Raw genomic sequence first — 20940 nt, 5'->3', positions numbered from 1 at the left:
AAATACCCCGTTTTTATTAATTGATATTTTGCCAGATTCTCTAATTTACAGTGGATCTATTTTTAGGGAGGAGATCAGAAAGACTCGAAAATTACCCAAAATCATACCCAACACTGTATATGATAGCTGATTAGAACGATTACGAAAAGATAAGAAATATTAAACTAAATTTTTTAAATTTTAGGCCGATAAATTAATACCGGAAACTATAAGTGGCCTTTCATGCAAGACGAGCGCAATGGATATACTGAAAAAATTACTCAATCGACGGCTTCGTATAAAGTAATAGTTGCTGGAGCGGGGACGGGTAAAAGTTTCACTATGTTGAAACTCTTGGAAGCGGACACAAATAAGAATTACCTTGTTTTAACTCTAACTAATGAGTTAATTAATGCATTGGATGCGGATCTAGGTGAGCATGCAAGTTGTTGGACCTTACATAAATTGATTTTAGATATTTATAAAACTGACCTTCAAGGAGCTAAAACAGTTTATCCCCAATTTCCTGATGTTTTAAAAAAGGATGAAAAAATCTTGGGTTTAGGGATTAATTTAATGAACGGCGTACAAACTGCTAAAGACTCTAATCATGAGGATGTTAAAGCTTATTTCAACCGCTCAGATTATTATAATGCTATATGTTTTGATGGAATGACATACTTGGTTTGGCAGTATTTCGCCAAGGAATTAGATAAAATTAGAGTTTATGATTTGGTATTAATTGATGAGTTCCAAGATTTTAACAAGCTTGAAGTGGAATTAGTGAATGTACTAGAAGCAAGAAATAAATTGGTAATTGTAGGGGATGATGATCAGTCTATATATAGCTTTAGAGGAGCTAATCCTCAGTATTTAAGAGAAAAATATCGTAGTGGTAAATATATTAATTTTACGTTGCCTTTTTGTTGCAGATGTACCCAAGTAATTGTTGATGCTGTTAATACGATTGTAGAAAAAGCAAATGTAAAAGAAAGGATAGCTAAGGAATATAGATGCTATTTACCAGAGAAGAAGGAGGATAGTATTGCATACAAAAAGATAATGCATAAGCATTTTACAGTGCAGGGACGCCAACAAACAACAAATTATATGGGAAAATTTATTTCTCATTTCTATAAAAATAGAATAGAGTCTAGTGAAAAAGAAAATGCAAGGAGGCAAAAAAAAACTTTAATTTTAATTATTGGACCAAGGCATTATCTCGATCAAGTTTATCCACTTCTCGTAGAAGAGGTAGAAGAAGAAAATATTTCTTACAGAAAAAGTAAACAGGCTAAAAAGCTTATAGTTGCTTTGAAATTAATAAAAGCGGATAGAAATTCGAATCTGGGATGGAGACTCATTGCAGAAGAAAAATTATCATCAAGTGAGTTTAATGCCTTAATTAAACAATCAATGTCAGATAATTTTTTAGAGATTATTCCGTCTGAATTAGAAAAAACTGTTACAAACGTACTGATCTTATTAGACCAAAAGGAATACCATCAAAAGGCTGTGCAGGAGTTTTTAAAATTACATGAGATATCTCAAATAGAGATGCTTTGGGATACTCAAGACCAAAATAAGTTATTTGAAGATGATGAATATTCTCAAATTAAACTAGCAACTTTTGAAGGTTCTAAAGGATTAGCCGCAGATTATGTATTTATTACAGGATTACAAGAAGGAGTTCTTCCTAAAACAAATAATGCTACGGAAGCGGAAATATGTAAATTTATTGTTGCTTTAACAAGAACAAGAAAGCAATGCCACATTTTCACTTGTGGCAGATTTTCGGGTACATTACAAAAGAAGTCATTTTTTTTAAATTGGATTTCAGAATACTTGTTTTATGAAAAAATTGATAAATCAAAAATTAATGATTATCAATAATTTTTTTATTGTCTTCTTTCTCAGTAGGAAGAGGCTCGTTTGGAGCGATTTCAACCGGTTCCATTGGAGTGTTGTTATTAATACAAATAATTTTATTGCTTGTACCGCATTCAATAGCTGATTTTTTATCAATCAATTCTTTGAAAATCGCTATTTGTTGTTGACCTTTACAAAATTCAAAAAAGATCTCTGTGGGCTGGTCTAAGAAATATTCATCGCGGCTAAATTTCAAAGTTAGTCGCTGGAGAGAAAAACCATTTCCAAATATATATGCTGTTATTTTTTTCCCATGAAAATGAATGTTAATATTCAAAGGGATCAATCCAGGGCTAGCAAAAGCAGTGGCGTCGGATTCACTGTTTGAAAATGAATAAGAAGGACATTGGTTTGAGTGAGCTATGGTGGTAAATAAAAGCAAAATAAAAGAAGAGAGAGATAGCATTTTCATTTTTTACTCCTATTTTTTAGTAGATAAGCTCTTATAAGAAGAGAAAATAGCCATAATATATCTATCCAATAAACCAACGTTAGATAATCCAGAGGACTCATCAAATCAACATTGATGTTTGTATGCCGCATAGCGATATATCTTAATAAACCGCGATGGGCTCTTATAATTATTGTTATAGCCCAAACACCTAGAGCGATTTCCCCAGCATTTACTAACCACCAACATAAGTTAAGCTTCTTTTGATACCCCAGTGTGAATAATAACGCGCTGGCTGTAAAAAGAAGAAGATTAATATTTAAGATATTAGATAAATAAATACTCGCCTGTTCAATATATAGATTAACGTCCAATGTCATATTCAATTTCCTATCCTAAAGAATATGTGGCTTATTTTGAGAAAAATTTTTTCTGATTGTAGGTAAATATGCCTAATAGTTTAGGTTTTAATAGGAGTATAGTAGTAACTGCCTAATTCATATAAATAATAGTACGACTCTACAATTTGCGATATAGATATAGCAGTGAATCCAGTATGCCATAAATAATGAACCAGAAAGTTAGACACAAATTTGGTCCTTATCTTTGTAAGTTAATTTACTTCGCCGTAGACTATTTTTAACTCTTCTTCCATTTCCTCTGTGATAGTATTTTCAACATAGTCTAGGTAATTATATAGATTTGCTTCATCCTGGATAGAATATACATTAAATGGGTATAGCGATTGAGATTGCTTATGCCAACCCTTTAGATACTGAGCCATTTTTATTTCAGTTATCATTGCATCACAATAAGGAGCAAAAATTGCTGCATGTTCTATATCATAAAGGAACCCACGGATTTGTTTTCTGTGCTTGTCCAAATTAGTTGGGCATCGCCCATCTGATATCTCTTTTCTTTTTACTGCCCAAATACCCGATGAAATATGTACATAGGGGATATTTGCAAAATAGCTTGATTTTAGAAATGAAATAACTTGATTAAATTTAGAGCCAACATTCTGATTATCGGTATCAATTCTCATCAAGGTATTTATGATTTTAACTTCTTCGCTGTTCAGTATTATTTCTATATCATTGCTTTTAATTGCTTGCATATAGTCTTCGATTAAAAACCTGGCATGGCCAGTTATTTCACTAATAAAATTAGCTTGAACGTTACTAGCCATTTTATGAAATTTAGGTAAAGCTTCTATAAAATCTTCTGTAAAAAGCTTTTTTTCTTTCTCAATAATTGCAGGAGATATAAACTGACTGAGGCTAAAATTAGATTGTATTCTAAAAGACGGATCCCAGTCATGGATACCCGGCTCTATTGCATCACTTAACTTTAATTTATATTTATCAGAGTCATTATTTAAGAAAGCTATATATGCATTGATAATCTGTTGTTCCTTAATTTTATTTCTTAAATAAAATCGCTTCCCTCTACTCATGGTTTTAATCATAGAAAAGAGAGCTTTTCCATCATCAGTTTGTTGATGAGATTCGAGGTCGTGAACATCCGAAAAAGGACAGATTATTAGCTGTTTATTCGTAAGGTTTTCCAGTTTATCAATTAGCAATTTGAATTTGCTTTCTTTACCTTTACTAATTGCATATGCGTTAGAAAATATATTTTGATCTAGATATATAATTTTCTTAATAATTTTAATTAGGGAAATTTCATACGTGTGTCTACAAGATTTGCAAATGCATTTTAAATTATTATGAGAGATTATTTTTTGAACCGTATTGTTCTTTTTGCATACTCCACAATTAACGCTCCCCCAAGTCATAAAGATACACCTATTTCTTAATCCACATTCAAATTTTTAATAGGCGGGAAAAGTTCACCTACCTCTACCTTCAGGCCTTTAGCTATACGAATGAGATTAATAGCAGCAATGTTTCTTTCGCCACGCTCAATACCTCCCATATAAGTTCGATCGAGATTTATTTCGTAAGCAAAAGTCTCCTGGGAGAAGCCTTTTTCTATTCGAAGTTCTCGGATTCGTTGACCTAACTTAATAAGCGCTGGACATTTTTTACTCATTCTCGTATGATACGAATGAGATACTTATCGTACCACGGACTATGAGTATCTTTATGAAGTGAATAAAAAGAAATGTTCTTATGGGCTCCTCTAATTTTAAATGAGATTACAAAATGAATGATTCCGATTACTATAAAAAGCGACTCGAAAACTATGAGAGGGAGCGCAAAGAAGAAAAGCAAAATAAAGTTTCTATGGGAAAGTTATTAATGTTGGTTTTTGGTATTTTAGTTATATATGCTTTTTTTCCTTGGAGGGAAAAAGAGTATACGGATGTACATTTTGGCCTTTCTATTGCTGGATTTATTTGGGGATTTGTGGTCTGGCGCATGGGAAAGGATTCAGGTAATTGATGACGCAGTGAAATGCTCACTTTAAAGAGTCTAACTTGAATGCCAGACTCTTTTAAATAACATGTAATTAAAATTGCCTTGGCTTAGCCATGTGCATTGGAACAAGATTAAATCATATTAATTGAAACCTTTTCTCCTTTTCCTTCTCTATTAAAGCAATTTCGTGGCGAATTCGATAAATTAAATCGCGAAAAGCCTGCTCTGCTATACGCTCATCTATTTCAATTTGTTCACCATTATTAGGTTTGGGAACGCCTAGCAACTCCCATATTAATACTTCAGCTAACTCAGGGCCTTCCTCCACATTCCGAGAGCGATGGACCACCCAGCCATCATTGTCATTTTCTTCAAGGCACTGATCTAATGTGTCATATACAAGCATAATCTTAATAAACCCTGGCTTATCAGGGTGCGTTAACAAATCAAGAGAGGCTGAATTTATTAAACGTCTCATTTCTTGTGGTTCTTTTTCGCCGATCCCACAAAGAGTACAGCCTTGACCTTCGGCTACATAATCAGGCCGAGTCCTCTATTCATGGCCATTGCCGCATCGAAAGGTAGCTTTACCAAACTTACTTCGGACATAGCCTAATAGGGTAATATCGCGTCCTTCAAGTCGTTTTCTCATCCATGCGGTATAGGCATAAATATGGTCGGGTAATTCCTTTGGTGATGGCCTTAAACCCGCATTCTTTGCAGCGTCCAATCCCCTCTGCACATACTCCCATTCCATTGTATGAACTTCAATTCCTCCTAGAAAGGGAATATCTGCCAAAGGCGTCGATCCCCAAAAAACGGATTCTGCCCAATACGGATCAGGTACTTCAATGTATGTTTTTATTTCCCATTTTTGACCGGTTTCTTTAACGAGCCTGCCCGTATATTCTTTGTAGTTGCTGTTGTGCTCGGCCAATCGTTTTAAGGGATCGCGAGTGGTTTGTCCTATTTTGAAAAGATTAATATCGGAAGGGTGTGTCAACACATACAGATAGCCTGACTTCATTTTGTCCTCAATATGGATATGTAATTCAGAGATAAAAATACAGCGTCATATTTAGGTTGTTAGCACACTGTATAATTTTTGTTTCTGCTTTATATATTTAAGCTTCCCATTTGTCAGATTATACCGAAAAATATAAATTTAGAGCACCTTTAGATATCTTGTGAAGAAGAATAATAAGTACCATTGATAGAAAGATGCTCACTAATTTCATCTAGCTTACGACTCATATCTATATGTTCTATTAGCTTACGTTGAGAATCTATTATATCCATTAATATTTGACCCTCTTCCGGAAGAATAAACCCAGATGTTACAGAGGATATTATTATCTTACCGAGCATTGAAAGGTTATTAATGTTTTCTAAATCAATAGTATTCAATTCAAACTGTATTGGCTGACTGGTAGTTTTAGGAATAAGGCGTTCTATACATAATCTTAGAGCATTAACATCACCCTCTAAAGCAAGGTCGACTGCTTTATTGATCAATTTTTCTGCATGAAGTTCTAACAATTTGGATAATTGGGTACGCTTATTAAGTGTTCCTGGTTTTTTTCCTGAGGGATTACCTGATTGGCCTTTTGTAAATTTTGTCATTATTGTTTTTCCCTGCAATTATCCTGCAAATGCAGGTGGATTAGCTGGCTATGAAATTATCCGCAACAACGCAACAATCCCTATGAATAAGGCTAATAGTGTTGCGTAAAGAAAGCTGTTGCGGAAACATATTTCCATACGCAACGTTATACGCTTTTCTTTTAAAGAAATGTTGCATATTTCAAATTTCAGCAGTGATTAAGTATCGGCTAAAAGATTCTCGAAATTGCTCTTTTTCATATCCTTTGGGTGTGCCATATCCCACACGTATTCCTTTGCTTTTAATGCCATAACCTTTTAAAAGATTTGCGATTTGTCTTGGTGTAATTGGTAAGCCACGGTTATAAGTTGACCAAGGTAGTTCTTCATCTTGACATAATTCTCTAATAAGCTCCGCAGAACTGAGTCGTTGAGCCATTTTATTTTCAAAAATATCATAAATAGTGGATAAAAGTTCTATCCCCATGCTTACTGTAGCATCTTGGTTGCCCTTAGAAATTTTTAAAGCAGCATCTTTAGCGCGTTTAACCCAATCATTACCTGCAATTTCTGCTATAGCTAATAATGCTTCCCAGTTATCTTGTTCTCTATCATTAAGTTCTAATGGAAGCTCAGGACGTATGCTTCTAAGAGAACGACAATAATCTGTTGAGAATCTGGCTAACTTAGAGGTTAATTTATTAAAAATATTCTCATCGATATGTCGAAGCCGAGTTGTCCTTTCATTCTCTCGTTTACGACGCAATTGTAAGTTAATGGCTCTATCCATCAATGTATCAGGTAGATTACCAATCCCTGCAATGGCTTTCGCACCCCATACATTAAATGGCTGGGGAATGAGTTCTTTGCCAACGACTCTGATTACAAAAGCAGAGTCTCGTGTATGGCCACTATTGATAATGCCCCGTAAGTCTTCATTGTTTTTTAAGAAAGTATCTGCTTCATCTAATAATAGAGTTGGTTTCCATAATTCAATTGAACGAAACAGTGCAGCAGACGTAATATTTGATGCCAATATGGGTCGGCATACTAATCGTCCCATTAGAAAAAGTAGTTGCGATTTTCCGCAACGCTTTTCTGGAGCAGTGATTACAGCTAAGGGAGCAACTTTAATATCATCAATAAACCATGTCATAGCTATCCATAAAACAGCAGCAACAATAGTTTCCTCATCACAAACTATTATTTCTTTGATCAGCTTTTCAATTTCTAATAATAATTGATTGGGATTAATACGATGAGGGTATAGAGGTACCTTAGGCATTACTTCGCTGTTGGATGCCTGTGTTTCCTTTGCCTCTATTTCTAGTAGAGGATTTTTAGTTTCAATCAGTGAATCATGTTTTGTCTCAGGCAATCTAGGACTATCTTGAAGAAACTGAGTTTTATCTTTTTCATCAATCAAATAAGCTTTTATGTTGCTTAGTGCTTTTTGCCCGTTATCTTCCGATTGAATAAGCTCATTTTTTTTATTAAAATGCATTTGTATATTCCTTTATTTATAAACAAATTATCGTTTATATAAAAATGATTTTTCGGCAGCCAATTTCCCCAATTGGCTGCATAAGTACTCTCATTTATACATTGTCATTACTCGCTAATAAGCCTGATGCCCATGTTTCCAATTCTTGACGAACAAACATTGGTCGCTTCCCAAGAGGGTTTCTTGGTCTAGGAAAATCTGGCAATTTAATAAGCTCATAAAATTTTGTTGTGCCAACACCTAAAAACTTTTGAGCTTGTTTGGGATATAGTAGCAAGGGTAAATTTTGGTTCATAAAAACTCCTTGTAAAATCTTGAAGACTTGTTTCTTAAATCATTTCAACTATTCTCGGGAGTAATTATGGTCGGTTATGCAAAGTATGATAATGTTTGACACCCTAAAAATTTTAGGGTGTCGAAAAGGGGGTGGTTATAGAGATAAAAAGCGCGTTGTTATATCACACAGCATCGAATTGGTTAGTTCACAATAAGGATTAAATATAAACCACATGGGTGTAATGTTTTTATTACGTTCGTATTCAGCAATAAAATCAATCTTCTTAAATTTAAAATGATCTTGATCTATATCATCATAAGTTTTGTCAGTGACAATCTGAACGTATTTATTTAGCGACGTTGGCGATCCCTCCTCTGAAAGTCCCATCTTTTTACCCATATAAAATAGGCTGTTTAAAGCATATCTTTTAAAATAATGTGTCGAATAGCTTTGACCTCTAGCAAATTTCTGTTTAATAAAATCCTCAAAATATTTTATGGTTTCATCGAAATTGTATATGATCTTATCGATATCCAGCTCCACATTCTTCTCAAATAGCATAAACGTAGCGATGGTTTGATACATGTTTGTGAAATCTTTTCTTATTTTTTTTAATCTTTTCACAAAACTTTTAGTATTCTCTTTTCTAACAGGTAGGTTGAGTTTATCGTTCCATGAAGCTAGCATATTGGCTCTTTGCCATGGGCGTGATAATAATGTGACTACTTCAGGAGGTAAATTATTAGCTCCTAATAACGATGCCAGTTTTTCTCCAAGTTCTTTATTAAGATTCATTAGATCTGTTGGGTAATTGAATATTTCCTCTATTAATCTAGCGTTTATTTTTGATTCGTCTAGTGTCTTTAAAGATGTATGTTGGATTAATATTGAATTCATTGATTTACTCCTATGTCTTGATTTTGAGATATGCTTTTTGCATTACAAGCCAACCAATTGCTATACCAATTCATCAACTCTTTACGCTCTTTCTTGAAATCAGCACGCAAGTAAACTCCTCTAACCCCCTGTATTTTATGAGCAAGCTGAGCTTCTATAGCATCAGTTCGGAAATTGCTTTGTTCATGAAGAACGGTGGATGCTAAAGCACGAAAACCATGCAATGTGTGGCGATCTTTATAGCCCGAGCTATGCAATAGTTTACGTGCGCTGGTTTCGCTTATTGGTAGTGGTGGTTTGTTTGTTGTTGGTGAAGTAAAAAGGTAAGGGGTAAAGCCTGTAATTAACTTTAAACTCTTCAATAGTTTTATCGCATGAGGTGATAAAGGAACCCAATGAGGAGCTGCCATTTTCATGCGTTCAGTAGGAATGTGCCATTCAGCTTTTTGCAAGTTAAATTCGCTCCATTGGGCAAGTCGTAGTTCGGATGGTCTAGTAAAGAGATGAGCGAGCAACTCAATATAGAGTTTATTAATCGATGTAGCAGGGCTTTTCCTAATGACTTCAAGCATTGTGTGAGCTTCATCTGAACTTATTGCTGGCTGATTGGTGACTCGTGGTTTTGGTGCCAATGCTTTTTTTAAGCCAATGAAAGGGTAGTTCTCAGTTAACGAGGCACCTACAGCAAATTCAAAGATACTCTGTAGTCTATCGTGTAAACGATGAGCTATTTCATGATGTCCTTTTGCCTCATGGGGGTGAATTATTTGTAAAAGATCTGCTTTGGTTACTTCGTCAATTGGTTTATTGGCAATGAATGGATAAACGTCACGAATAAGTGTTTTCTGATGACGGTTACGGGTAACTTCTTTCCAGCAATGTTGGTTTTTATGCAGCCATTGTTCTGCTATTAATTGAAAGGTAGGCTTTGGTTTGTTTTCTTCTCGAGCCTTTTGTCTTGGGTCAATTCCTTTATCTAGTTGCTCACGATTTGATTTAGCAATAGTACGGGCATCAGCCAGAGTTAAACTAGGATAATTTCCTAATGTAATCGTTTGCGGTTTCTTTTCCCATTGAAAACGAAAAATGAATACCTTATTCAGTTTCTTCTTGGTTGGTCTTAGTTCTAATACCAAACCATTGAAATCAGCATGGCGTTTTTTATCGCCAATCTTTAAAGATTTTATATATGCATCGGTTAACATTACAGAGTGCCTCAACTAAGCGGCAACTTTGAAGGAAGGATAAAAAAACCTTACCCAAGATCTTACCCAAAGTGCTCGCGGTTATATGCGAAAAATAACGAATAGTTGAGAATGATTTGAGAATTAGAAGTCTTTATTATTACAATATAAATCAAGAAGTTATTTGCCGTTGTGAACCATTGAGAACTGTTGTAAAAGCACTCAATGGTACCGAGGGTGGGACTCGAACCCACACGGTGTCACCACCACCGGATTTTGAATCCGGCGCGTCTACCAATTCCGCCACCCCGGCACAGGCGGCCATTATAACAAAGAAATATTGCGAAACAATGGGGAAAATGAAATTATTTACTATGCTAGAAAATAAATTCATTTCGATTGACCTTGTACTATTTATTGCAAATAATGTGCAACATTTCATATAAATGAGCTTTGGAATGGAGAGCTCGATTTTGGCGAGGATTTTATGAAAAAAAAAATATTGGCAGCAGGATTACTTTGTGCGCTGAATGCAGTTGTTTATGCCACGCCGTTTAACTGTCCTGATCCGGAAACCAGTTCACTGCGCTGGGGTATTTTACCAGCACCTTGGCAAAAAGATCCATTTTCAGCCCATAATCCCCAAGGTGAAGCGAATACTCAATTTGTGCGTGCCAATATTATGGTTGCAGGTTTGGGGCAAGGAGTAGTCTGCACTTATAAAAATTCAGTCGGTCTTTATTCAATTTGGTGGCCCGTGAGAGTCAAGATACCGGCCCGTTCGGATAATAATTGGATTGATACCCTTGGTGGTTATGTCTGTACTGACTCCTTAGGCAGTTGCCAATTCTACGTCGCGGTGGAAGAGTAGGGTTTACTGTTTGCAATTCGCGTATGAAAGGACTCTATGTTATTTCTCAATCAAACAAAACCAGGGCTGTTTTTGTTATTCAGCGTTTTGATTCTGTCTTCTTGTACTAATCAGGCAGTCAAGGAAGAGCCTTTTTTAGCAAGCAATTGTCGACCACCGTTTAATAATAAGCTGCCCCAATTTGTTATTGGCTATGGCTCTCTGATGCAAGAAGATTCAAAGCGAGAGGATGCTGCAGGTGTGGGTAAGAATTATCCCGTGTATATTAGTGGTTTCGAGCGAGGGTGGATTGAGCAAGGCAGTAAAGTGGGATTTAGCACAACCTACCTTGGAATAAGAAAACGGACTGGTTCGGAAATGAATGCAGTCTACTTTAAATTAAATGAGGCGAAGGCGCTGCATAACTACGATCGACGTGAAAATACCTATTGTAGAGTTGCTGTTGCCCGCGAAAAAATTCGTCCCTTAATTACCAAGTCTCTTCCGCGCGGCCAATACTGGGTTTATACAACGCGGAGTTTGCAGCCCCCGTCAAACCATGATCCTATTGTACAATCCTATGTTGATATTTTTCTGAGAGGTTGTTTTGAATTAGAAGAACAATACCATTTGCATCATTTTGCCAGGGATTGCATAAGAACGACAGCGTATTGGTCGGGACATTGGGTTAATGACAGGGTTTATCCACGTACTGCGTTCGATAATATTCCTTATGTTAATAAGATTGATCCTTTGCTCGCTAAGGAGTTACCGCAGTATTTTAGTCAAATTAGGATTGAGTAAGGGATATCTATGGCCGGCAAGTATACCGGCCTTTCTGAAAAATCATTTCAATGTGCTGGGATCAAAGGGTTGTCCATTCACCATCAGTTGTTGATTTTCTAATTTGAAACTGACGACATAATCGTTTCCTTCCACCTTTAACAGACCTTTATTTACTAAATCCTGCAAAACTTTGTCTGCTTGCGCGGAGAGATCCGCATTGGAGTCTGTGGTTGAAGCAGTGGGTATAACTGCAGTCGCTTGTGCAGGAGTTGATTGGTCTTCCTCTGAGGTCGAGTTCCCTTCTGAATTATTTGTCATGGTTGCTAGCAGAATCTCTTTGACGATCGCCATTGGTGCTCTCAATTCGCCAGTACCCTGCGCCTTTTGCAGTAATTGAACGGGGTCATTGACCTCACCTGTCGGTACAGAGATTTTTAGATTACCTATAATCTTACCTTCAGGTAAATTAAAGTTCATTTCGGATAATTCCAAGATGGCGCCTTTGGACAGTAGTTTAGGAAGTTCAGATAATATGGATACGCCAAGTAGGGTGGCGTTGGGATTATCTTGAACCAATTTTTCTGTCAGTTTGTTAATACTGGCCATTGCTGCAGGATCCAGATTTTTAATACTGAGTTTCACTACACCTGGTCCGTAAGTTTTGTCATTAGTAACTAATTGTTTCAGTGATAAACCTAAATCAACATTCAGGACGTCTTCCGTGATATCTGAACCTAAAGCTAAATCAAAGCCCTCAAGATTAAAATTCTGATTATCTTTATCTCCGCCGAGTGATGCAGAGGGGACATTAAAACTAACCTGTCCTACCCATAATCCCTCTTGGGAACGGCTCAGTGTGAAATTATTGACTACCCTACCTAATTTGAATAGGCCATTACTTGCAGAAGTATTGAGTCCATACAGGATAAAACCACCGCCTAATTTGTCCAAATTGGGCGAGACACAAAGTAACGCATTTAAGCCTAACCATTCCGCTTGGAAACTATCCTCATCTGATCCACCCTGGCCTTTGATGGTAAAAGCAGGAATAGCATATTTGAAAATAGTTTTATTAAAATAATTGACCAACACATGAAAATGCGTCTCGGGGCGAGTTGTTACCTGGCCCATTCCAAAGCCCATGCCATAATCAGAAACTATAAAAGGACCATGATTAATAATTAGCGGAAAGCTCATATCAACATCAGCGGGTGGCTCGGTGGAGGTTTCACCTTGTGCATCAGTTGTTTCTTGCGCTGGAATATGCATTTTTACCGCTAAAAGAGCCTGCGATGAAAACCAGCCACGTTCATAGTTATCCAGTTCAACACTCAGTACTGGGGATTTAGGAATTGAATTGATATTTTTATTGAGTGTGCGTTCGAGTACAAAACCCATGACATAATAGGCGATAAGAATCAGCACTACCAAAACGACGAGGAATCCGGTCCATTTTTTCATGAAGTCTCTCAGTGACAGTCCTTGATATTATTTGTAGTCTAAGAATTTGATTTTGTAAAAATTTAAATAGAAATTTTTCTGATAACAATTAAATATCGCAAAGACTTCGATTTACTCTCACTCTTTGCGATACATTAGAAGGCTTCTATCTGTTACTTTTTAATTTAGGTTGGAGGAGCAGGAGGTGGTCCGCCACCCAATAAATTCATCAAAAGTAACACGATAAAAATAACAATGAATAAAAAGAACAAGACTTTTGCAATACTCGTTGCCGTAGAAGCAACGCCTCTGAAGCCGAATAGACCGGCTACAATTGCAATGATGAGGAAAATAAGCGCCCATCCTAACATCATGAATTCCTTTTAAAGTTAGAATTAATGTTTGGTAAACATTCTCAACTGTCTTTCAATCTCTTCTTTGGTATAACCATAATGTTGTCTCAATTTACCATAAATTTCCTGGTTATTACCTTCTATTTCCAAGAGATCATCGTCAGTCAATTTACCCCATTTTTGTTTCAATTGACCTTTAACCTCTTCCCATTTACCTTCAAAGATGTCCTTGTTCATTATTGATCTCCTATCTTGGTTGAACTTACTTTTATAGTGGGAATAGAGGCGTAAATCATATCGCCTCAGTTATTAAGGATAGTCGTGATCAATGGTTTTGTAAAATATTTATACAACCATGGGCGCTTTATCAACTTAAGAGTAAAGATATGGTAGAGTGACGGATAAATGAATGGCATGGCCGGCAGTAAATGGGATTTAGATTAACAGGGAAATTGTTATCAATAGGGATTGTTATCTTCCTATTAATGACGAACGTTTTTGCAGGCACAACAGATAATCCTTGTGATGGCCCTGGCGCGGTGTTTAATTATACGCATCGAGGCTCGGTTGCTGATAGTCCATGTGTGATACCACCTAAAACATTCATGGCAGAAGCAGGGTATATCTATTCAGGATTTTCCAACCCTGCCGTTTTCGCCCAGAATTTCCCGCAACTGACTTTAACGCTAGGATTACCGGCTAATACTCAGTTTGTTTTGTTTGCCCCCTCGTTTAATCAACAAACCAGTGATCCATTTTCTGGTTATGATATAACCATGCTGGATATAAAACATCAGGTTTTTTACAACTCAAAATGGATGTTCGCAGCAGAGGCTGCAATTGCACCTCCTGGTGGTAGTGCTGGTTTTGGTGCAAAGGAAGTTAGTGCTGTTGTAAGTGGTATTTTGAATTACACAATTAATGATCAATTTAGTTGGCTTTTTGAGTTGAGTGCAAGCACAATTTCCTTACCTCCCATTGCGGGTAATTTACGTTTTCAAACGATTAATCCCGATTTGGTTTTTTCCTATGCTCCTGCGACAAAACTTAGCTTTTTTGCGGAAATTTATGGTCAAACCAAGACGGGGCCAGGCCTAGGTAGTGGTTTTAACGCTGATTATGGATTCTTGTATCTGATTCATCCAACGATGGCTTTTGATTTGGAAATTGGCCATCCGGTTAGTGGTCGCTTGGATGGCACTTATATCGGCTCCGGTATAACAATTTGGTTGCAGTAAAATAGCTATACCAGGGGTGAGGCTAATTGGGTAATAACGCTTCAATATCCTTGCGAATCTTTTGCAGCGATGTGGTTGGAAGATACTGTTTCAGTATACGGCCCTCACTATCAACTAAAATTTTGGTGAAATTCCAGGGAATAAATTTTAAAGGGCGTTTTTGAATGTGTTGGATGATATAGCTATAGAGCGGCGCGCGGTTTGCTCCCCGAACATCGATTTTTGCATACAAGGGGAAAGTTATTCGATAGCAGCTCTCTGCAAAAGCTTTAATCTCTTCGTGCGTTCCGGGTTCTTGATGGAGGAATTGATTACACGGAAAACCCAAGATACCGAGTCCTCGCTCTTTGTAATCATGATACATGGCCTCCAGTTCGGCGTATTGCGGTGTGAACCCACAGCGACTGGCTACATTGACGATTAACATCACCTTGCCTCGGTAGGGATTGAGCGTTGTAACACTGCCATCCATCGTGTTAACAGGAACATCATAGATTGAATTTGCAGTATCATGAGAAGCTGTTGACATGGGTATCTCCCTGCTCTGTTTTAGCGACTATTGAGTGTAATCAATCTTTAATGAATTTGGCAATAATCATCAACGCGAGATGGGTTTCTCATAACCGTGAGTGCGAAGTACCTGCGTAATGAATAATGATTTGGCATCGGTATAGTATTCTCTGTCCCCGCCATGTTCATTGGCCAATTGCTGTTTTAATTTTTCATAGTCGCGTCGTATTCGCCCATCACGACGCAGAATATCGCGAAACAATAGACGGTGTTCCATTGAGCTAGTGCTGGCTTCCATAAGATGAATGTGGTGAGTTCTGCCTTTACCAAAAGGAGGCATGCCTTTAAAAAAGCGCAGATGAGTTTTATCCGGATTCTCAGGCCAGAAAACATAACCTAATGTTTCCAATAGTGCGATCCATCGGGGGGCTTGGTCTAAAGATTGAATTGTAATGAACAAATCAATGATTGGTTTACTGGATAACTCTGGCACAGCTGTGCTGCCAATATGTTCAATAACAACAACATCAAGTGCCTTGCTCAATTCGGTGATAGTGTCAATTTCAGCTTTGGCCAGTAATGGCCAGGCCGGGTTGTAGGCACTAATAACTATATGATCATCCGCATCTAATTGTTCCTGACTGTATTGGCCTGTTTTATAGTCAATGTATTGAATAAAAGACGCTTTGCCATTCACGTAATTTTCGATGTCATCCAGAAAGACCGCGGCTAGGGACTGTTTTATCAGCGAATAAGCCTGGGCATAAACAGGATTGTTAATCAGGAAATCACGAAACGCTAAATGTCTGGCAATTTCTGGTGAATTTTGGGCAAAAATATGAATATTATGGCTGCGCTGCGATTTCGATTTCCAAAAGAAACGACGGCCTTTTATTCCATATTCACCCATACAGGTATAGCCTAAAGCCTCAAAGTCAGGGTTGAAGGCATCAATATTCTCGATATCATCAACAACCGGCAAGATATCAATAATTGGCTTCGCGTGAATGTGAGGAATTGCAGTGCTGCCAATGTGGTGAATAGCCAGACACCGCTGCTTCAAAATAGCCGCTAGTTGTTGTTCTGCCTGGGCAAATAAAAGCGGCCATTGCTTGTCATAAGGAACCAAGACAACTTGCCTTGGTTTTTCATGTTTAGCAGGCATGGACTAAGGCCCTGAGCTTCATAAACGGTCTTCGGTAATATTTATCATCATTTGCAAGGCTTTCTTAGCATTGTCGATGACCCATTCTTGTTCGCTCTCTTGTAAGCGCTGGCGACTACCGGTAAATTCATTGACTAGATCACCGGCTTTGACTTCATTATAAGCCATCGTTTTTCCTTGGCGTAAACGATCAACCAGTGCCACTAGATGAGGCGGATCATTGCGTGACATGGTAGCGCAACCACAGCCCATGCCTTTCTCATTATCTTGTTTAGGCGCTTCGGCCAGGTTAACTACAGTGATGCCCTTACTTTTACAATGCTGCTTCAAGTTTTCTACCATATGATTTTCTGTGCCGATGGCATAATGTTTGGTGTTCCCTCGGTCATTCACTACATAATCCCAAATAAAGGCTGTTGAACCCGCTTGTTGGGCAACACGAATAACATCATTGCGGCATTCAGGATGAACCACGGTGGTGTATCCCAATTGATGCCAGTATTCACACATCTCTGGCTGATAATGGGTATGAACAGCACATTGACTGGCGAATAAAATTAAATTGGCTTTATCGAATTGCTCCAGCGTTTTGCTATCTTGAGCGGCTAAAGAGTATTGAGCGCCTGCTGTGCCACCAGGCCAGTAAGCAAGGTGGTTGATCCCTAGCCAATAGGCAATGTTTTCACCCATATGTTGATCAGGAATAAACAATATTTTTTTGTTTTGTTTCATCGCCCAGGAGAAAATTTTCTTTACATTCGAACTGGTACAGACAGCACCACCTTGAGCACCAGTCATGGCTTTTACCCGTCCGGAGGTATTCATGTAGCAGACTGGCAAAATATTCTCGGCCCCATAGCGTTCGTTCAGATCCAGAAAGGCAGGCTCGACCATGAAATCTTTAGCAAGCATCTCCATTGTGCAGCCGGATTTGGGATTAGTGATATAGACTTGTTGTTGTTTGTTGGCGAGAATACTGATCGATTCCGCCATGAAATGGACCGCGGATTCAATAATCACCGATTTCTCAGGATGATTTGCTGCCATGAGTGCCAATTGGTAAGAGTCACCAATTTGGCCGCCAAACTGCTCAACTAATCTTACAATATCGCCTCCCATGTAGTAGTGGGCAAGTAATAATAATTTGTCACCAAAATGGGCTTGTGCTTTTTGCATATAGGGTTGCATCCAGGCAAGCACTGTTGTCAGTTTTCGATCCGGTAGCGCCTGATACTCTTCTGCATAGGGGACAAAGTCTTCCTGATACCAATCCAGTGGGTAGTCGCTTTGGCAAATACTCATGTCATTGGTAATCTGCATGAGTGTTTTTTCTGGTTGATAAAGGGTATGACTTTTAAACATGGGTACACCTCAACTAAATAAAGGGATTCTGCGGTGAGGTCAGCCGGGCAATACTTTCTTCTGCCTGGGCATTCTTATACGGGAAATCCTCGCGATAGTGGCCACCTCTGGATTCTCTTCTTGATAGAGCAGCTCTAACAATGAGTTCAGCATTTAATACAATATTACGTAACTCGATAAAGTCACGGGTAATGCAATGCTTCCAATAATATTCCTCAATTATTTTTTTACGTTTCATGATTAATTGTAGTAGATCCTGGAGGCCTGCTTCGGTACGGACAATACCGGCATAAGAGGTCATTTCACCACGCAAACCACGCCAATGCGCATTAATCTGGCTTGCGCGGCGAGCATTGACTTCACCTGGAGAACTCCAGTTGGGAATGTTATCCATTGTCTTAATCGGGCTAGTAATGTCTTTCAAGGTGCAATGAGCAGCATTGCTTGCCATGACTAATGCTTCCAGCAAGGAATTACTGGCCAGGCGGTTGGCTCCATGCAGACCGGTAAAAGCAACCTCGCCAATCGCGTAGAGTCGTTTGAGATCAGTCCGTCCATCAACGTCTGTTAGCACACCGCCACATTGGTAATGGGCAGCAGGGACGACAGGAATCATATCCTGACTCATATCGATGCCAATAGAGAGCAAGGTATTGTAAATTTGCGGGAAACGTTTTTTTAAGAAAGACTTGGACTGATGAGTGATATCTAAATGCACAAAACCACTTTGGCCCTGCTCAATTTCACTAAAAATAGATCGGGCAACCACATCACGGGTCGCTAACTCTAATTGGTTTGGTGCATAACGACGCATGAAACGCTCGCCTGTATCAGCATTCTTTAGCAAAGCCCCTTCGCCTCGTACGGCTTCGGAAATTAAAAAATTATTCAGCGAGTGGTGGTGTAAAAGAGTCGGGTGAAATTGATAAAACTCCATATTACCCACGCGTGCCCCAGCCCGATAAGCCATAGCGACACCATCGCCAGTCGCAATAATGGGATTGGTGGTATAGCGATAGGTTTTACCAGCGCCACCGGTCGCAAGAATGACGCAACGGGATACGAAAGTGTGAATACGATTGTTTTGGCAATCCAGTACGTAGGCCCCTAAGACTTCTCCCTGATTATCTGTACGATGTGGATGGTAATGGGTAATGAGATTAACGGCGATATGATAGTCAAAAAAATGGATCTGGGGCTGTTGCTTGACCGCTTGTAACAGGGCTTCAGTAACGGCTAAACCGGTTTGATCACCACTGTTAAAAATTCGTCGATGCGAATGCCCGCCTTCTTGAGCGAGGGAAAAATCGCCACCAGCTTGTTTGGTAAAAGGAATCGGGTAAGCCAGTAAATCTTTGATAGCTTGTGGCCCTTGGCGAATAATGAATTCAACGGCTGGTTGATAGCATAAACCATCACCAGCATGGAGTGTATCCGCGATATGCGATTCTAGAGAGTCTTCAGGGGCAACTGCTGCGGCAATTCCGCCTTGGGCGTAACGGCTGTTGCATTCAGTGATTTCAGCTTTACTGATTAAAGCAATAGTCAGGTTTGGCTGTAATTTTAGTAATTGTAAGCAATAATTCAGGCCAGCAAGCCCAGTCCCTATAACCAGAACATCAAATTCTAGAGCATGTCCTTGCTGCGACAGATTACTACTCATGAAAATGCTTTAACCAGTTGGGCCGCCAAGCCGATATATTTTTCCGGTGTTAATCCGATTAACTGATTTTTTACTTTATCCGGAATATCGAGCGATTTAATAAAGGTTTTCAAACTATCCGCATCAATTCCTTGGCCGCGAGTAAGGGTTTTTAATTGTTCATAAGCATTCGGGACTTCATAGCGACGCATAACAGTCTGGATAGCTTCAGCGAGCACTTCCCAATTGGAATCAAGATCATGTTTTAGGGCACGCTTATTGATCTGTAATTTATCATTCCCTTTTGCAATAGCTTGATAGGCAATCAATGTGTAAGCGAAGGCGACGCCAAGGTTGCGTAACACAGTGGAGTCAGATAAGTCGCGCTGTAAACGAGATTGGGTTAGTTTGTTAGCAAAATGATTAAATAAAGCATTAGCTAAACCCAAATTACCTTCAGCATTTTCGAAATCAATGGGGTTGACCTTGTGAGGCATGGTGGATGAACCAACCTCATCAGCAACTGTTTTCTGTTTAAAATAATTTAAGGAAATATAAGTCCAGATATCGCGGGTATAATCAAGCAAAATATTATTGATGCGAATCATGATATGAGAGACTTCCGCAATGCCATCATGAGGCTCTATCTGGGTTGTATAAGCGCTGAAAGATAAGCCGAGTGAACTGACAAAGTTTGCGCAATGTTTACGCCAGTCAACCTCGGGATACGCAATAATATGAGCATTATAATTTCCCACTGCTCCGTTGCATTTGGCTGGAATAAGTACTTCTGCCAATTGTTGTTGTGGGCGTTTCAGACGAGCGACAAAATTGACTAATTCCTTGCCTATCGTAGTTGGTGTTGCTGGTTGCCCGTGTGTTCTTGATAACATGGCGATATCACCATGTTGCTTACCCAGCATGGTAATACTGCCAATAATTTCTGCGAGAGAAGGTTGTATGACCTGGGCAATGGCTTCTTTCACCATCAAGGCATAGGCTAAATTGTTTATGTCTTCCGACGTGCAGGCAAAATGAATAAAGCCGGTATACCTGCGTAATCCTTCAAATTGCTCAAGTTTATCCTGTAAGTAATATTCTACTGCTTTGACGTCATGATTGGTTTGTTTTTCATAAACCTTAATTTTTTCTGCTTCAGCTTCGTTAAAATTGACCAGGATTTCGTTTAAATAATTTTGTGATTCTTTGTCCAGTTCGGGGACTTCAGCGATCTCTTTGTTTGCAGCTAATGATTCGAGCCAGCGAATTTCTACCATAAGACGGTAATAAGTTAGGGCAAACTCACTAAAATAAGGACTTAATGCGCTGGTTTTTTTCAGGTAGCGCCCATCAATAGGTGAGATAGCGTTTAAAGCAGTTAAGGTCATGGATAATTCGCCGCAATCATAAAGCGCATATAATATTAGATGCAGCGGCAGATGTGAAT

General features: G+C 38.4%; 24 protein-coding genes and 1 tRNA gene. 5 read left to right on the top strand and 20 right to left on the bottom strand.

Features of this window, described 5'->3' with window-relative positions:
- Positions 1–222: 222 nt before the first annotated feature.
- Entirely contained in the window at positions 223–1872 is a 1650-nt protein-coding gene (locus tag ACN4Z1_RS07110; protein WP_419388178.1) for a UvrD-helicase domain-containing protein, read from the top strand.
- Here ACN4Z1_RS07110 and ACN4Z1_RS07105 read toward each other — a convergent pair.
- From ACN4Z1_RS07105 to ACN4Z1_RS07090, 4 genes are all read right to left on the bottom strand, one after another.
- Positions 1856–2320, bottom strand: a complete 465-nt coding sequence (locus ACN4Z1_RS07105; protein ID WP_419388179.1) for a hypothetical protein — start codon at positions 2318–2320, stop codon at positions 1856–1858. The two genes, ACN4Z1_RS07110 and ACN4Z1_RS07105, sit on opposite strands and share 17 nt — an antisense overlap.
- Positions 2317–2679, bottom strand: a complete 363-nt coding sequence (locus tag ACN4Z1_RS07100) for a hypothetical protein (protein WP_419388180.1) — start codon at positions 2677–2679, stop codon at positions 2317–2319. Before ACN4Z1_RS07100 ends, ACN4Z1_RS07105 begins: the two co-directional genes overlap by 4 nt.
- Positions 2680–2912: 233 nt before the next feature.
- Positions 2913–4097 carry a hypothetical protein gene (locus ACN4Z1_RS07095; RefSeq protein WP_419388181.1) on the bottom strand — a complete coding sequence of 395 codons (1185 nt, stop codon included), beginning with the start codon at positions 4095–4097 and terminating at the stop codon, positions 2913–2915.
- A gap of 17 nt (positions 4098–4114) precedes the next feature.
- Complete coding sequence (locus ACN4Z1_RS07090; protein ID WP_058444321.1) at positions 4115–4354, bottom strand: helix-turn-helix domain-containing protein; 240 nt, start codon at positions 4352–4354, stop codon at positions 4115–4117.
- A 113-nt stretch (positions 4355–4467) separates the two neighbouring features.
- On the opposite strand from ACN4Z1_RS07090, the gene ACN4Z1_RS07085 reads away from it, so the two are divergent.
- Complete coding sequence (locus ACN4Z1_RS07085) at positions 4468–4707, top strand: hypothetical protein (protein WP_419388182.1); 240 nt, start codon at positions 4468–4470, stop codon at positions 4705–4707.
- A gap of 112 nt (positions 4708–4819) precedes the next feature.
- Here ACN4Z1_RS07085 and ACN4Z1_RS07080 read toward each other — a convergent pair whose 3' ends face one another.
- From ACN4Z1_RS07080 to ACN4Z1_RS07045, 8 genes are all read right to left on the bottom strand, one after another.
- Positions 4820–5161, bottom strand: coding sequence for a hypothetical protein (locus ACN4Z1_RS07080; protein WP_419413430.1), 342 nt, complete (start codon positions 5159–5161; stop codon positions 4820–4822).
- A 75-nt stretch (positions 5162–5236) separates the two neighbouring features.
- Positions 5237–5710: a GIY-YIG nuclease family protein gene (locus ACN4Z1_RS07075; protein WP_419413431.1), complete on the bottom strand. Its 474-nt coding sequence runs from the start codon at positions 5708–5710 to the stop codon at positions 5237–5239.
- 149 nt (positions 5711–5859) lie between these two features.
- Positions 5860–6306, bottom strand: a complete 447-nt coding sequence (locus ACN4Z1_RS07070) for a DUF5681 domain-containing protein (RefSeq protein WP_419388184.1) — start codon at positions 6304–6306, stop codon at positions 5860–5862.
- A gap of 181 nt (positions 6307–6487) precedes the next feature.
- Positions 6488–7789, bottom strand: a complete 1302-nt coding sequence (locus ACN4Z1_RS07065) for a DUF3631 domain-containing protein (protein WP_419388185.1) — start codon at positions 7787–7789, stop codon at positions 6488–6490.
- 94 nt (positions 7790–7883) lie between these two features.
- Positions 7884–8084 (bottom strand): helix-turn-helix transcriptional regulator, encoded by a 201-nt coding sequence (locus tag ACN4Z1_RS07060; protein ID WP_419388186.1) that lies wholly within the window; start codon positions 8082–8084, stop codon positions 7884–7886.
- A gap of 135 nt (positions 8085–8219) precedes the next feature.
- Positions 8220–8963: a hypothetical protein gene (locus ACN4Z1_RS07055; protein WP_419388187.1), complete on the bottom strand. Its 744-nt coding sequence runs from the start codon at positions 8961–8963 to the stop codon at positions 8220–8222.
- Positions 8960–10168: a tyrosine-type recombinase/integrase gene (locus ACN4Z1_RS07050; protein WP_419388188.1), complete on the bottom strand. Its 1209-nt coding sequence runs from the start codon at positions 10166–10168 to the stop codon at positions 8960–8962. Before ACN4Z1_RS07050 ends, ACN4Z1_RS07055 begins: the two co-directional genes overlap by 4 nt.
- A gap of 205 nt (positions 10169–10373) precedes the next feature.
- Positions 10374–10460: transfer RNA gene (locus tag ACN4Z1_RS07045), tRNA-Leu, on the bottom strand.
- Positions 10461–10634: 174 nt separating this feature from the next.
- Between ACN4Z1_RS07045 and ACN4Z1_RS07040 the strand changes: the two genes are divergently transcribed.
- Positions 10635–11018 (top strand): DUF3757 domain-containing protein, encoded by a 384-nt coding sequence (locus ACN4Z1_RS07040; RefSeq protein ID WP_115221743.1) that lies wholly within the window; start codon positions 10635–10637, stop codon positions 11016–11018.
- A gap of 36 nt (positions 11019–11054) precedes the next feature.
- The gene (locus ACN4Z1_RS07035; protein ID WP_228364804.1) at positions 11055–11801 is read left to right on the top strand and encodes a gamma-glutamylcyclotransferase; all 747 of its coding nucleotides are present in this window, start codon (positions 11055–11057) and stop codon (positions 11799–11801) included.
- Between the two features lie 42 nt (positions 11802–11843).
- Here the strand turns inward: ACN4Z1_RS07035 and ACN4Z1_RS07030 are convergent, their stop codons facing one another.
- From ACN4Z1_RS07030 to ACN4Z1_RS07020, 3 genes are all read right to left on the bottom strand, one after another.
- Positions 11844–13244 carry a YdgA family protein gene (locus tag ACN4Z1_RS07030; protein WP_228364805.1) on the bottom strand — a complete coding sequence of 467 codons (1401 nt, stop codon included), beginning with the start codon at positions 13242–13244 and terminating at the stop codon, positions 11844–11846.
- 164 nt (positions 13245–13408) lie between these two features.
- Positions 13409–13594 carry a DUF1328 domain-containing protein gene (locus tag ACN4Z1_RS07025; protein ID WP_115221740.1) on the bottom strand — a complete coding sequence of 62 codons (186 nt, stop codon included), beginning with the start codon at positions 13592–13594 and terminating at the stop codon, positions 13409–13411.
- 24 nt (positions 13595–13618) lie between these two features.
- The gene (locus ACN4Z1_RS07020) at positions 13619–13813 is read right to left on the bottom strand and encodes a CsbD family protein (RefSeq protein ID WP_058447711.1); all 195 of its coding nucleotides are present in this window, start codon (positions 13811–13813) and stop codon (positions 13619–13621) included.
- A 191-nt stretch (positions 13814–14004) separates the two neighbouring features.
- On the opposite strand from ACN4Z1_RS07020, the gene ACN4Z1_RS07015 reads away from it, so the two are divergent.
- Complete coding sequence (locus tag ACN4Z1_RS07015; protein ID WP_147285502.1) at positions 14005–14814, top strand: hypothetical protein; 810 nt, start codon at positions 14005–14007, stop codon at positions 14812–14814.
- Between the two features lie 22 nt (positions 14815–14836).
- On the opposite strand, the gene ACN4Z1_RS07010 is transcribed toward ACN4Z1_RS07015, so the two are convergent.
- The 5 genes from ACN4Z1_RS07010 to purB all read right to left on the bottom strand — a co-directional run bounded on the left by ACN4Z1_RS07010 (position 14837) and on the right by purB (position 20881).
- Complete coding sequence (locus ACN4Z1_RS07010; protein ID WP_115221738.1) at positions 14837–15343, bottom strand: glutathione peroxidase; 507 nt, start codon at positions 15341–15343, stop codon at positions 14837–14839.
- A 69-nt stretch (positions 15344–15412) separates the two neighbouring features.
- Positions 15413–16489, bottom strand: a complete 1077-nt coding sequence (locus ACN4Z1_RS07005) for a GrpB family protein (RefSeq protein WP_228364806.1) — start codon at positions 16487–16489, stop codon at positions 15413–15415.
- Positions 16490–16507: 18 nt separating this feature from the next.
- Positions 16508–17851 (bottom strand): quinolinate synthase NadA, encoded by a 1344-nt coding sequence (gene nadA / locus ACN4Z1_RS07000; RefSeq protein WP_228364807.1) that lies wholly within the window; start codon positions 17849–17851, stop codon positions 16508–16510.
- 13 nt (positions 17852–17864) lie between these two features.
- On the bottom strand, positions 17865–19514 hold the full coding sequence (gene nadB, locus ACN4Z1_RS06995; protein ID WP_115221736.1) for an L-aspartate oxidase: 1650 nt from the start codon (positions 19512–19514) through the stop codon (positions 17865–17867).
- Positions 19511–20881: an adenylosuccinate lyase gene (gene purB, locus ACN4Z1_RS06990; RefSeq protein WP_115221735.1), complete on the bottom strand. Its 1371-nt coding sequence runs from the start codon at positions 20879–20881 to the stop codon at positions 19511–19513. Before purB ends, nadB begins: the two co-directional genes overlap by 4 nt.
- Positions 20882–20940: the final 59 nt, after the last annotated feature.

The organism is Legionella sp. ST3F1 (assembly GCF_048553315.1).
Taxonomy (GTDB): domain Bacteria; phylum Pseudomonadota; class Gammaproteobacteria; order Legionellales; family Legionellaceae; genus Tatlockia; species Tatlockia donaldsonii.
The sequence above is the reverse complement of the archived record's forward strand: the minus strand, read 5'-3'. Positions and strand labels throughout refer to the sequence as shown.